This is a genomic window from Verrucosispora sp. WMMD703, from assembly GCF_049178935.1.
GTDB lineage: Bacteria > Actinomycetota > Actinomycetes > Mycobacteriales > Micromonosporaceae > Micromonospora > Micromonospora sediminimaris.
This window is the reverse complement of sequence record NZ_JBMHMM010000004.1, coordinates 1,278,263-1,291,176: the sequence shown is the minus strand read 5'-3', so window position 1 is coordinate 1,291,176 and position 12,914 is coordinate 1,278,263. Positions and strand designations below refer to the sequence as shown.

General features: G+C 71.7%; 13 protein-coding genes. 3 read left to right on the top strand and 10 right to left on the bottom strand.

Going from position 1 to position 12,914, the window contains the following annotated elements; genetic code table 11:
• Nucleotides 1-398 precede the first annotated feature (398 nt).
• The 3 genes from ACN26Z_RS06580 to ACN26Z_RS06570 form a co-directional block, all read right to left on the bottom strand.
• The gene (locus ACN26Z_RS06580) at nt 399-593 is read right to left on the bottom strand and encodes a DUF397 domain-containing protein (RefSeq protein ID WP_282239966.1); all 195 of its coding nucleotides are present in this window, start codon (nt 591-593) and stop codon (nt 399-401) included.
• Entirely contained in the window at nt 584-1,372 is a 789-nt protein-coding gene (locus ACN26Z_RS06575; protein WP_421460240.1) for a helix-turn-helix domain-containing protein, read from the bottom strand. Before ACN26Z_RS06575 ends, ACN26Z_RS06580 begins: the two co-directional genes overlap by 10 nt.
• Before the next feature lie 320 nt (nt 1,373-1,692).
• Entirely contained in the window at nt 1,693-2,070 is a 378-nt protein-coding gene (locus ACN26Z_RS06570; RefSeq protein ID WP_093406506.1) for a DUF3499 domain-containing protein, read from the bottom strand.
• A 152-nt stretch (nt 2,071-2,222) separates the two neighbouring features.
• On the opposite strand from ACN26Z_RS06570, the gene ACN26Z_RS06565 reads away from it, so the two are divergent.
• Nucleotides 2,223-2,672: a metallopeptidase family protein gene (locus ACN26Z_RS06565; RefSeq protein ID WP_093406503.1), complete on the top strand. Its 450-nt coding sequence runs from the start codon at nt 2,223-2,225 to the stop codon at nt 2,670-2,672.
• A 91-nt stretch (nt 2,673-2,763) separates the two neighbouring features.
• Here the strand turns inward: ACN26Z_RS06565 and ACN26Z_RS06560 are convergent, their stop codons facing one another.
• The 6 genes from ACN26Z_RS06560 to ACN26Z_RS06535 form a co-directional block, all read right to left on the bottom strand.
• On the bottom strand, nt 2,764-3,021 hold the full coding sequence (locus ACN26Z_RS06560; protein WP_013731688.1) for a WhiB family transcriptional regulator: 258 nt from the start codon (nt 3,019-3,021) through the stop codon (nt 2,764-2,766).
• Between the two features lie 471 nt (nt 3,022-3,492).
• Entirely contained in the window at nt 3,493-3,843 is a 351-nt protein-coding gene (locus ACN26Z_RS06555; RefSeq protein WP_282239968.1) for a phospholipase, read from the bottom strand.
• 16 nt (nt 3,844-3,859) lie between these two features.
• Nucleotides 3,860-5,254, bottom strand: coding sequence for a DUF4331 domain-containing protein (locus ACN26Z_RS06550; RefSeq protein ID WP_093406501.1), 1,395 nt, complete (start codon nt 5,252-5,254; stop codon nt 3,860-3,862).
• 213 nt (nt 5,255-5,467) lie between these two features.
• The gene (locus ACN26Z_RS06545) at nt 5,468-5,752 is read right to left on the bottom strand and encodes a hypothetical protein (protein ID WP_282239969.1); all 285 of its coding nucleotides are present in this window, start codon (nt 5,750-5,752) and stop codon (nt 5,468-5,470) included.
• Between the two features lie 156 nt (nt 5,753-5,908).
• On the bottom strand, nt 5,909-8,488 hold the full coding sequence (locus ACN26Z_RS06540; protein WP_421460238.1) for a bifunctional FO biosynthesis protein CofGH: 2,580 nt from the start codon (nt 8,486-8,488) through the stop codon (nt 5,909-5,911).
• A gap of 104 nt (nt 8,489-8,592) precedes the next feature.
• Nucleotides 8,593-9,636 carry a hypothetical protein gene (locus ACN26Z_RS06535; RefSeq protein ID WP_093406493.1) on the bottom strand — a complete coding sequence of 348 codons (1,044 nt, stop codon included), beginning with the start codon at nt 9,634-9,636 and terminating at the stop codon, nt 8,593-8,595.
• Between the two features lie 97 nt (nt 9,637-9,733).
• On the opposite strand from ACN26Z_RS06535, the gene cofD reads away from it, so the two are divergent.
• Nucleotides 9,734-10,681, top strand: coding sequence for a 2-phospho-L-lactate transferase (cofD, locus tag ACN26Z_RS06530; protein WP_421460236.1), 948 nt, complete (start codon nt 9,734-9,736; stop codon nt 10,679-10,681).
• Nucleotides 10,678-11,766: a coenzyme F420-0:L-glutamate ligase gene (locus ACN26Z_RS06525; protein ID WP_421460234.1), complete on the top strand. Its 1,089-nt coding sequence runs from the start codon at nt 10,678-10,680 to the stop codon at nt 11,764-11,766. Before cofD ends, ACN26Z_RS06525 begins: the two co-directional genes overlap by 4 nt.
• 25 nt (nt 11,767-11,791) lie before the next feature.
• Here the strand turns inward: ACN26Z_RS06525 and ACN26Z_RS06520 are convergent, their stop codons facing one another.
• Nucleotides 11,792-12,784 carry an ArsR/SmtB family transcription factor gene (locus ACN26Z_RS06520; protein ID WP_093406486.1) on the bottom strand — a complete coding sequence of 331 codons (993 nt, stop codon included), beginning with the start codon at nt 12,782-12,784 and terminating at the stop codon, nt 11,792-11,794.
• Between the last annotated feature and the right edge of the window lie 130 nt (nt 12,785-12,914).

The following is a 12,914-nucleotide window of genomic DNA, read 5'->3' as shown; positions in this document are numbered from 1 at the left end:
TGATCGTCGGCGAGGCCGGGGGGTGGGCGTGCCGGCTGAGGTGTGAAAGTCAGCGGCGATGGACGAATGATCCTGACATGAGGCGCGGGTGCCAGCCACGCCCCGGGGCATCGCCTGACTCGCCCTGGCCCGCCACCGGCTGCCTGCTCCCCCAGGCCGCTTGCTCCACCCAGGCCGCTTCACCCACCAGGCCGCTCGACCACCAGGCCGCTTGATCACCCAGGCCGCCTGACCCGCTCAGGCCGCTTGATCCACTCGACATGCCGCATCCCGCGCCAACCAGGTCGCCTAAGACCGCAAGATGCCGCAACTCGGGACGACCGAGCCGGACGACCGAGCAGGGCGAGGCACAGGGCGACCGAGCAGGGGGCTGCCGGTAGGCCGAGCAGGCTGGTTGGTCAGACCGTACTGCGTACGGTGGTGTCGACGAAGGCGCGCCAGGCGGTCGGGGTGAAGGCCAGGGTGCCGCCGTTCCGATCCTTGCTGTCGCGCACCAGGACCCGGCCGGGCAGATTGTCGGCCACCTCGACACAGTCGCCGCCGTTGTTGCTGCTGCGGGTGGCGGTGCGCCAGCGGGCGTCGGTCAACTCCATGTCGTCGCCACTTCCCTGATCAGCTCGATGGACCGTCGGCGGGGCAGCGCCTCACCGGTGACGCTCTCCCACCTCGCGCCCAGGCTAGCAAGATCAGCACTGTCGGTCACCACCTGACCGCGCAGTTGATTGTCGAGATAGGCCGCCTCGGCGCCGTCCGGCATCCGGGCCAGCACGAACGGCCCGGCCAGGCCGGTGTGCCACGGGTTCTCCGCCGGAATCACCCGGACCTGCACGTGCTCCCGCTCACCCAGCGCGGCCAGCTGGGCCAACTGTCCCGCCATCACGCTCGGATCGTGGCCGACCGGTCGCCGCAGCACCACCTCGTCGATCACCGCGACGAACTGGAGCGGGGATTCCCGCTCCAGCACCCGCTGCCGCGCCAGCCGCGCCGCCACGATCTCGTCGACCTCCGTCGGCGACAGCAGGCCGCCGGTGGCCAGCACCGCCCGGGCGTACGCCTCGGTCTGGAGCAGCCCCGGCACGAGCAGTGGCTGGTACGACCGGATGGACCCGGCGTCCTGTTCCAGTTCCGCCCACGCCCGGAACCAGGGCAGGTCCCGTCGGCGGAACGGTTCCGGCCAGAGTTCGGCGGCCTTGCGCCCGAGGAGGTTGGCGACGGCGATCCGGGTCCGTGGATGCGGGATCCGCCCGTCCGCCATCCAGCGAGCCGCCGTCTTCGGGTCGACGCCCACCTTTCCGGCCAGGGACTCGGCAGTCTCGCCCTTGTCCGCCATCGCCACCCGCAACGCCTCGTTGCCCACTGCCTCGTTGCCCATCGCAGCCTCCCGACTCGCGTCACACTCCGGCGCACGCTAGTCACCGCAAGTGGCGATGTCCGCCGGCTGTCGGCGTGTTGCGGCCAGGACTGTTTCGCGCATCCGAAATGCGCCCCGAATGCCCCCGAGATGCCCTGCCGACCCCGCCCCCACGGCCCGCCTCCGGCGGCCACCCGCACCCCCACACCCGTCCCCGCGCCCGTCCCCGCCACCGTCCCCGCGATCAAGAGGTTTTGGTCGCCTCAGGGCTCGGATTGCGACCAAAACTTCTTGATCAACGCCAGCCTGCCAGCCCGGGTGGGGTGGGTGGGGTGGGTGGGTTAGTGGGTGGGGGGGATTACGCGGAGGTGGCCGCGGCGGGAGGTGGGGGAGCCAGCGGAAGGTGCGGGCGGGTGGTTCTGGTCGTCCTGGGGCGGGCGGGGGGCAGGGCGGGCGGCCTCGCGGACCGCCTCGGCCAACGCCACCAGGTCGTCTGTGGTGGGCGGCGGCGGCTCGAACTCGCCCTCGTGCCGGACCACCTCCCATCCGCGCGGAGCGGTCAGGCTGCGGGCGTGCGGCTCACAGAGGTCGTATGTGTGCGGCTCGGCGAAGGCGGCCAGCGGGCCCACCACGGCGGTCGACTCGTTGTAGACATAGGTCAGCGTGGCGACCGCTTGCCGGGGGCAGCCGTTGCGGGAGCAGCGCCGTGGTGACCTCACCGGCGCAGGGTATCTCCATTACCGGCTCCGGCGCACCGCTTCGCGTTACGACACGCCCGTCTTGGTGATCACATTTCTCGTCCGTGGCCGCAACGCGCCACGTGTTCGGCGCTGACGCGGCCAGCAGCGGGCTGGAAGCTACTCTTTGGCTCATGACGAGCCCGGAGAACCGCCGCCCCGGTACCGGCCGGCGGGCGCACCGCGACCGGCACGGCCGCGGTCTGCGTGGGCGGCTGGTGCCGGCCACCGTGCCGCTGGCACGGACCAAGGCGGAGATCTTCGATGATCTGGTGCTGGACACCGTCGAGACGCTGGAGCGTCGGTTCGCCAAGGAACTGGCCGGGGTGGAGTTCGCCGTCGAGGACGTCCCGCCCGACCTGAACGTCTACGACTCCGACGTGCTGGAGGATGGCGAGGTGCCGCTGGCCCGGCTGTTGCCCGGGCGACCCGGCCGCCAGGAGGTGCCGCCGCGGATCGTGCTGTACCGGCGACCGCTGGAATTCCGGGCGATGGACCGGGAGGATCTCGCCGACCTGGTCCACGACGTCATCATCGAACAGGTGGCGAACCTGCTCGGCGTCGACCCGGACGAGTTGGCCTGACCGCGTCCGGAGCCCCCGCCGACCTTATCCAGCGCCGGCAGGGCAGCCGCGCCGGGTGGGACGGCCCCCAACCGTCCCGCCCCACGTCGACCTAGGCCGCCCGGCGCTTGAGCTTGCGCCGCTCCCTTTCGGAGAGCCCACCCCAGATCCCGAACCGCTCGTCGTGGCCGAGAGCGTATTCGAGGCACTCCGTCTTGACCTCGCACCGCGAGCAGATGCGCTTCGCCTCGCGGGTCGAGCCGCCCTTCTCGGGGAAGAACGCCTCCGGGTCGGTCTGCGAGCACAGGGCCCGCTCCTGCCACTCCGGCGCGTTTCCGAGCAGGTCGGCCGCCTCGAGCTGGCCGTCCATTCAGTTGCCTCCTTGTCGCGCACCGGCGTCGTCGCCGCTGCAACCCCCCACGCGAAAGGCGTGCTTTTGTCCGTCCGGTCCGGTTATCGTGCGTTCCGTGCGAACAACCCCATTCAAATTACACGCGTGTAATGCGTGCGCCGTCAAGCCAAACTTGATAATGGAGTCACCCTCCCGACACGCGTCCCGGACGGCCGTCCGTACCACCCGGTCTCGCCCTGCCCTATCGATTCAGACCCCGGCCGAGTAACGCCCTCCCCGGCGAGTTGCCCGAGTTTTCTCCCGTGGCGCACCGAGCGCCGCCGAAGCGATAGGCCTTCGCGTCCACGCCGAGGAGGCCGCCATCAAGATCCGTTGATCTTGACGCGCAAGGTTATCCCGACTTCGCCAACCCTGCCCGCCGAGCGGGTGAACGACGACCGCGTCCCGCCCACAATGTGGACGGGACGCGGTGGGCGGAGGCGCCGGCGGTCAGTCGCTAGACGCGTCCAAGCTGGTCGGTAAGGCGAATTCGGCGACCACGCCGCCGGTCACGGTGACCGATCCGACGGGCGTTTCGCTGTCCCACCAAACGGTATAGACACCCGCCGGGAGGTCCGGGTAGACGGCGCTGTGGAAGGTGCCGTCCCGGACCCGCCGCTCCCGTACGGCGGAGTGCGTACGCGGGTCACCGTCCCGATCCGCACGGCTCACCTCGATCTCCCGACCAAGCAGTTGCCGTCCGGTGTAGATGATCAGGGCACCGGTGTCCCCGCCCAGGTCGAGGACAACCGTCCCGGTACCCGAGGGGCCGTACGTGTGGGCGTGCTCGTGTCCGCTCATCTGCCTCACCTTCGACTCAGGACTCCGTCGACGGGTTGTTGAACCCGTCGTAGGGCGTACCGAGGAACGGGAACTTGCGCAGGAACGGCGCGGTCACGTCCGCCGCGCTGAGCCCCGGCGTCACCGCTCCCGCCGCCTCGTCCGGCTGGAACTTCCGGTCCACCAACGGCACCGTCAGCCCCGCGATTGCGCGCAGCGCGATGGTCACCACGTCGTCGGTCACCCGCCGGCCGTTCGGGAAGCCCGCGAGATCGCCGCCGAGCACACCGAAGCGGTTGGGCCGACGGGCCGGCGGGATCGCCGTGTTCAGCCGGAGCATGTCCGCCTGGACGTCCCCGGTGGTGTTGGTGAAGCCGTCGATCAGGCCCTCCGGGATGCCGGTGAGCAGAATGGCGACCAGGTCAGCGCGGGCCTTCTTCGACCTGTTCAGTTTGTCCAGGTTGGGGAAGACATCGGGGTAGAGCACCGGCAGCAGGGCGGCCAGTTCGGGCCGCTCGACGAACTCGGCGAACCGCTTGTCCTCCGACGGGGGCAGGGTGTTCCACAGGTCCTTCTGCGCCATCGGCACGATGACCTCGTTGAACAACGGGTTGCCCAACCTGGACACCTGCGTGAACGGCCCGGCGTTGGTGTCGGCCGCCACCCGGTCGCCGAGCACTCGCACCTGCCGACGGGAGGCCGAGGTCCACACCCCGATGACCGAGGCGGGTTCCTGCCAGTGGTACCGGTCGGCGCGGCGGCGCAGCCGCTCCACCGGCACCTGCAACGCCAGGCTGTGCACGTTCAACCGGTCGGTGGCGTTGACCGGCTCACCGGCCTCCTTGAAGATCTTCTTACCGGCGACGTGCAACTGCTGGAACGGCCGAAGCGTACCGAGGTCGAAGATCGCGCCCAGGTCGACGAAGAAGCCGTCGGCCCGCTGACCGGCGAAGACCCTCTCGCCGGTGGAGAGCTTGAAGGTCGCCTGGCGGACCAGATCCCCGTAGTCCGGTGTGGACAGCGGGCCCACGTTGCACGGTGGGCAGGGCAGCTTGCGGGCCAGCCGCTGCTCCCGGCCGCCGACGATCCGGGTCAGGCTGTAGAACTGCCTGCGGTTCCAGTTCTCGCTGTCCAGCGCGTCGATCGGCCCGGTGTTGTAAAGAAAGCTGTTCGGATTGGTGATCTCGGTGGTGAATTCGAAGCGGTAGGTGACGTCCGGCTGTCCGTCACCGTCATTGTCGATGTGGATCTCGTACCGCACGTCGTCGCCGAACTCGAAGAAGTTGGGGCCGCCCGAGGGCAACTGCAACGGCACGTAGTTGGCGATCAGCGTCACCGTGTCCGGGCGGTCCGGGGTGACGAACGCGTACAGGTCAGATGAATCAGCGACCGGATCTTTGGCGATTTCCGGTGCCTCGCGATGTGAAGACATGACGGACCCACCTCACTGGGCGAAAGAGTCAATCGGGATGGTCGGCCGGCACCGGGCCTGCCGGGAACACCGCATCCGCGTACCGCGACGGGCGGCAGGAACGCTCAGCGTCGACGGCGAGGCACGACGCGCGGGTCGCCACGCCCGGTGCGGGTGTGCGGGTCGGTGACGGGCGAAGCGGCCGGCACGGCGCGCGGCCGGGTCGACCCGGGCTCAGCGCCGGGCGGCGGCGCGACGCAGCCGATCCGCCAGGCCACGGTCCCGAACCTCGATGCGGGACTGGCCGACGAAGACGTCCATGGTACCGGACCGGGCGTCCCGCAGGTGTACGACGATCGTCTCGTCGGGGCCGGCCGCCGTCTTGTCGTCGCCGTCACCGGCCAGGGAAAGCCCCGGTACCGCGAGCGCGGCGGCACCGAGGGTGGCACTGGCCGCGGCGGTGATTGTCTGCCGGCGGGTCAGTTTCGGCAAACGCCGCCTTCGCTTCTCAGTGATCATGACCAACCTTTCCGGCGGCGGCGCGCAGGCGCCCGCGGTGACGGACGGGGGTCACGACAAACCGCGCCGGGCCCCCGGGAGGGGTGCCGGCGGCGGTCCTCGCCGTGCCGCCGCCGGCATCGACAGGTACGTCCGGCGGCGGGCGAAGGTTCGACGCTAGGCCGCGATGTGACCGTACGCAGTCGTACGCCTACGCGCCGGCCGGCCGGCGGTCGCCGCGATGGCCCGCAACTGCTCCTCGGTACGCGCCGACCCGTTGCCGGACCCGGCCATCCGCGAGATGGTCTCCTCCATCAGCGTGCCGCCCAGGTCGTTGCAGCCGCTGCGCAGCAGCTCCGCGGTGCCGGCGTCGCCCAGCTTCACCCAGGAGCACTGGATGTTGTCGATCCGGCCGTGCAACAGCACCCGCGCCATCGCGTGCACCACCCGGTTCTCCCGCCACGTCGGACCGGGTCGGGCGATGCCGGCGAGGTAGATCGGGGCGTTCGTGTGCACGAACGGCAGCGCCACGAACTCGGTGAACCCGCCGGTGCGGTCCTGCACCCCGGCAAGCACCCGGAAGTGCGCCAGCCAGTGCGCGGGATGGTCGACGTGGCCGTACATCATCGTGGAGCTGGATCGGATGCCCAGCTCGTGGGCCGTGCTGACCACCTCCACCCAGGCGGCGGTCGGCAACTTGCCCTTGGTGAGCACCCAGCGCACCTCGTCGTCGAGGATCTCCGCCGCGGTGCCCGGGATGGTGTCAAGTCCCGCCTCGCGCAGCCCGGCCAACCACTCCCGCACCGACACACCGGCCTTGGCGGCGGCGGTGACGATCTCCATCGGCGAGAAGGCGTGCACGTGCATCTGCGGCACCCGGGCCTTGATCGCCCGGACCAGGTCGGCGTAGATCGTCACCGGCAGCTTCGGGTCGATGCCGCCCTGTAGGCAGACCTCGCCGGCTCCGGCCGCCCACGCCTCCTGCGCCCGGTCCGCGACCTGCTCCACCGAGAGCCGGTACGCGTCGGCGTCCCGTTCCCGCTGCGCGAAGGCACAGAACCGGCAGCCCACATAGCAGACGTTGGAGAAGTTGATGTTGCGGTTGACCACGTAGGTCACGTCGTCACCCACGGCGGAGCGGCGCAGCTCGTCGGCGATGCGGCACAACTCGTCCAGGGCCGGACCGTCCGCGCCGAACAGCGCCAGCGCGGCCTCGGCGTGCCGGGGCTCCAGCAGCGCCGCCGGATCCTCGGCGGCCAACCGCAACCCGGTCCGCAGGTCGGCGTCGCCCGAGCCGGCGGTGGCCTGCCGGCCGGCCCCGGCACGGTGCACCGCCTCGGGTGCCGGGCCAGCGTCGACACCGGCTCCTCCCGGCGGCACGGCCGCCTTCGCGGCGACCTCCGCCCAGTCGCCGTAGACGTGGTCGAAGTCGCCCCGGCGGTCGTCCGTACGCCCCGCGGTGTCGATTGTGGCGTGCAGGTCGGTCCGTCCGCCGAAGGTCTCGTCGGGCTCCTGCCACGGCCGGCCCACCGGGCGGGCCGCCTCGACCGCCAGCCCGGTCGTCGGGTCGGCAAGCGCGGTCACGTGCGGCAGCAGCCGGGCGTCCAGCCACGGCTCGCCGGCCTGGACGTACTCCGGGTAGACGGTCAACCGTTCCCGGAGCGTGAAGCCAGCCGCCGCGGTACGGGCCGCCAGTACGTCGAGTTGCGGCCAGGGACGCTCCGGGTTGACGTGGTCCGGGGTCACCGGTGAGACGCCGCCCCAGTCGTCGATACCCGCCCGCAGCAGCAGGTCGTACTCGCCGGCGATGAGGTTCGGTGGGGCCTGGATGCGGGCCTTCGGGCCCAACAGCACCCGGGCCACCGCCACGGTGGCCGCGAGATCGTGCAGCTCGGCGTCGGGCATGCCCCGCATCGCCGTGTCCGGCTTCGCCCGGAAATTCTGCACGATCACCTCCTGGAGGTGGCCGTATTCGCGGTGGGTACGCCGGATCGCGAAGATCGCGTCGACCCGTTCGGCGAGGGTCTCGCCGATGCCGATCAGGATGCCGGTGGTGAACGGAACGCCGACCCGCCCGGCGTCGTCGAGCACCCGCAACCGCACCGCCGGCTCCTTGTCCGGTGAGCCGTAGTGCGGACCGCCGGGCTCGGACCACAGCCGGGTGGCCGTGGTCTCCAGCATCATCCCCATGCTCGGCGCCACCGGCTTGAGCCGCTGCAGTTCCGCCCAGGAGAGCACGCCCGGGTTCAGGTGCGGCAGCAGGCCGGTCTCCTCCAGCACCGCGACGGCGCAGGCCCGTACGTAATCCAGAGTGGACCCGTAGCCGCGTTCGTCCAGCCACTGTCGGGCGGCCGGCCAACGCTCCTCCGGTCGGTCACCGAGGGTGAACAGGGCCTCCTTGCAGCCCTGTGCCGCACCGGCCCGGGCGATGGCCAGCACCTCGTCGCGGTCGAGGAAGGCCGCCGGCAGCCGGTGCGGCACCGTGGCGAACGTGCAGTAGTGGCAACGGTCCCGGCAGAGCCGGGTCAGCGGAATGAAGACCTTCTTCGAGTACGTCACCACGCCGGGCCGGCCGGCGTCCCGCAGACCCGCGTCACGGATCGCACCGGCGATGCCGAGCAGTTCCTCCAGGGCCGTGCCCCGGGCGGTCAGCAGGGTCGACGCCTCGTCGACGTCGAGCGCCCGCCCGGTGGCGGCGCGACGTAGTGCCCGCCGTACGCCCCCGTCACCCGACCCGGGCTCGCTCTGATCAACCATCCGCTCAGCCTATGCGCTGCGGCCCGGTCCGGCCCCGGCCCGTGGGCAACCGCACGTGGCCCCGAGGGCAGCGGGGCCTGGCGCGGCCCGATCCCTGCGGTCGCTCAGCCGGGCTGGTCGCCCGGGTCGATCCGCTGGGTGCGGTCGGCCTCTCCGTCGCCCGGCCGAGGAACCGACGGGCCGGCGTCACCGTCGCCCGGTCGCGGAATCGCCTGAGTCGGCTCGGCGCTCTGGTGCGGGATCGCCTGGGTCGGCTCGGCACCCTCGCGCGGGGAGTTTCCGGCCGGATCGCCCTGGCGCGGAATGCTCTGCGTCGGGTCGGCCGAGGCGGGCTGCCCGAACGGCGGTGCGGCCGGCGAGGACGGCGCGGCCGACTGCGGTGGCACCGCCGGCTGACCGTGCGGCGGCCAGGTGTGCGGGGACTCCGGCGGACCTCCGGCGGAGGGTGCCTGGCCAGCCATTGGCCAGCCCGGCTGGCCGGAGCCGGGGTAGCCGGCCGGATAGCCGGCGGGCCGTTCGGCACCCGGCCAACCACCCGACTGGCCGGGCGGCGTCCAACCACCGCCCTGGTGACCGGGCTGGCCACCGAACTGGCCCGGGCCGCCAGGCTGCGGCCAGCCCTGCTGCGGCGTGCCGTACAGGCCGGGCTCGGGCTTGGGCCGGGGCACGTGGTAGAGCCGCTGCCACACACTCCACACCACGTATGCGGCCGCCGCGAACAAGGCCACCCACGCGACCCGGGTGAGCAGGCCGGTCATCGCGTCGAAGAGCTGCGCTTCGGCCAGCCGACCGACCACCCAGATCAGCATGGTCAGACCGCCGAGCACGGCACTGACCGCGTACTCGATCAGCGCCACCTGCGTGATCAGTTTCGCCCGACCGACGGTCGGGGCGAGATGCGTGGCCAGCAGTACCGCCAGCACCGGAAGGACGACGGCCTCGACGCCGATGAAGGCGAAGAACGAGCTGGCGGCCCGGCCGGTCACCGTGCTGTAGGCGCCCTGCGGGGTGAGCAGCCGGATCAGCCCCACGAAGAGGAAGACGGCGTTCGCCCCCAGGAGCACGAGGGCGACGAGTTCACGCAGCGGCCCGGTCACCTGGCGGGCCGGGGTCGGGTCGGTGGGTGGGGGCTCGGCGGGGCTGGTCACGAACTCTCCCTGGGGCGAAAGCGGACAGATGCCGACGTGAGCCTAGTCTCCCGGGGCAGTCGCCTGCCGGAGGCATCACGTAGGCGAGGATGGGCGGATGCGCATCGTGGTTCTGACCGGCGGAATCGGCGGTGCCCGGTTCCTGCTGGGAGTGCGGGCGTACGCCCGCGAGGTGGGCGCCGAGGTGACCGCGGTGGTCAACGTCGGCGACGACCTGCGGCTGCACGGGCTCCGGATCTGCCCGGACCTGGACAGCGTGCTTTACACGCTCGGCGGCGGCGCCGACCCGCAGCGGGGCTGGGGGCGCGTCGACGAGAGCTGGACGGTCAAGGACGAGCTGGCGGCGTACGGTGCCGAGCCGAGCTGGTTCGGGCTGGGTGACCGGGACATCGCCACCCATCTGGTGCGCACCACCATGCTCGACGCCGGCTACCCGCTGCATCAGGTCACCGAGGCGCTGGCGGCACGCTGGCAGCCCGGCGTACGGCTGCTGCCGGCGACCGACGACCGCCTGGAGACGCATGCGGTCGTCGACGTCGGCGGTGGCCAGCGGGCGATCCACTTCCAGGAGTGGTGGGTACGGTACCGGGCGCAGATCCCGACTCACCGGTTCGTCTTCGTGGGGGCGGAGTCGGCGAAGCCGGCACCCGGCGTGACCGAGGCGGTCGCCGGCGCCGATGTAGTGCTCGTGGCACCGAGCAACCCGGTGGTCAGTATCGCGCCGATCCTGGCCGTACCGGGTCTGCGCGAGGCGGTGGCGGGCGCTTCCGCCCCGGTGGTGGGCGTGTCGCCGATCATCGGTGGCGCGCCGGTACGCGGCATGGCCGACCGTTGCCTGGCGGTCGTCGGCGTGGAGTGCACCGCTGGCGGCGTCGGCGGGCTGTACGGCGGCCGGGCCGGCGGCGGGCTGCTCGACGGTTGGTTGGTGGCCGAGGAAGACGCCGCGACGGTGGTGCCGGACGTGACGGTACGCGCGGTGCCGCTGCGGATGACCGACGAGGCGGCGACGGCGGCGATGGTCCGCGCTGCGGTGGAGTTGACGTGAGACTGGAGATCCTGCCGGTGCCCGGCATCGGGCACGTGACCGAGGGTGACGACCTGGCGGTCCTGATCGGAAGCGCGGCGCCCTGGCTACGCGACGGGGACGTGCTGGTGGTGACCAGCAAGATCATCTCGAAGGCCGAGGGTCGGCTGGTGGATGTACCCGCCGACGGCCCCGATCGGCAGGCCGTCCGCGACGAGGTGCTGGCGGCGGAGACGGTACGGGTGGTGGCATCGCGCGGCTCGACCCGGATCGTGCAGACCCGCCACGGCTTCGTGATGGCCGCCGCCGGGATCGACGCGTCGAACGTCGACAAGACCCGGCTGGTGCTGCTGCCCGAGGACCCGGACGCCTCGGCCCGCGCACTCCGCGCCGGCCTGCGCGACCGGTACGGCGTGGACGTCGCGGTCGTGGTCAGCGACACCATGGGTCGCCCCTGGCGCAACGGGCTGACCGATGTTGCCCTCGGCGTCGCGGGAATGGAGGCCATCCGCGACCACCGGGGCGAGGTCGACCCGTACGGCAACGAGCTTGTGCTGACGCAGATGGCGGTGATCGACGAGCTGGCCGCGGCGGGCGAACTGATCAAGGGCAAGTGCGATCAGATGCCGGTCGCGGTCATCCGCGGTTATCTGACGTCGCCGCTGTCAGGTGACGGCGACGGCGCCCGGGTCCTGGTCCGGGACGCCTCGATGGACCTGTTCTCGCTCGGCACGGCCGAGGCTAGGGCGGCCGGGTTGACGGCCGCCGCCACCCTGCCGGACCAGCCGGGCGAAGCCGCACCCGACCCGGCCGCTGTCGAGCTGGCGATCGCCTCGGTCGCCGATGTGATCGCGCCCGGCACGGTCTTCACCCAGGTCACCGACGATGAGGTACGCGCTGCGCTGATCCCCATCGTGCCGGGTTGGCCGGCCCACGCGACCGGCCTGGTGCTCTGTTCCCCACCCACCCCCGTGGGCCCGTTTCAGTTGGTCCGCTTCGGCACCGATGTGCAACGCCTGCGCACCGCCCTCGCGGCGGCAGACGTCCCCACCCGACTCCTCCCCCCACCCAACGGCACCACCGCCGCCGCCACCCTCGCCCTCTGACAGCCTGCCTCGCGGGTGGGCGAGGTCAGGGGTTGAGGACGGCGCGGCCGAGGGGGGTGAGGGTGTGCAGGACGGTGTTGCGGTCGCGGTGGCTGACCAGGAGGCCCGCGTTCCGCAGCACGGTGGTGTGCTGGCTGGCGGCAGCCGCCGAGATGTGCAGCCGACGGGCCAGCTCGCCGGTGGTGCAGCCGTCGTCACTGGCGGCGAGGACCGCCGCGCGGGTACGACCGAGCAACGCGGCAAGCGCCTCCCGGCCGGTGTCGCCCGCCCCGACCGCGTCCGCAGTCAACCCGCCCAGCTTGTCGACCGGATAGACCAGCACCGGCGGTAGTTCCGGGTCGAGCAGCGCGACAGGCGTGTTCGCACAGAAGAACGACGGCACCAGCAGCAGCCCTCGCCCCTCCAGGTGCAGTTCCCGGCTCCGCGGATAGGCGGGGATCTCCAACACCCCCGACTCCCAGCGCAGGCCCGGCCGCAGCGTGGTCAGCAACCCTTCGACACCGCCGTCGAGCATGGCCCGCGCCCGGCGGGCGCGGTCGGCCTCCACCGCCCCCTGAACCCGCGTCCAGTACGGGCCGAGGGCAAGCTCGCGGTAGCGGCCCATCGTCTCCGTCAGGTGGGTCAGGGCCTCCGGCTCGCCCCGGGCGATGGCGGCCACACCGACGGGCAGGTTCCGGTTGCTGTTGGCGAGCAGCGTCAGGTCGCGTTGCAACAACGCCACGGGGGTACGCCGCAACGCCTCCATTCCCGCCTCGAAACCGTGCACGCTCTCGTACGGGGTGAGGAAATCCGGAAAGTAGCCGCGCGGCGGGCTCAACGTGGACAGCAACCGCAGCGCCTCGGCATCCACCTGTCGACGCAACCCCCGGGAGACCTCGCGGCGCCAGCCGGCGAGCAACGGGTCACGGCTGCGCCCAGGCAGCAGGTGCAGGCTCAGCACCACTTCCCAGACCGGATCGGCCGCCGGAGCCACCCGGGTCCGGAGGATGTCCTCGCCGGAGAAATGGATCTTCAGCATGGGTACTCCCATCGCCCGGCGAAGGGGGCACCCGGCGACCTTCGAACTCTACCCGGCCACGTCAGCCTCGGGCAGTTAAGCCTGAGCTAAAAGACCTCGACGCCCGTCACATGAATCCGCCATGCTTCCC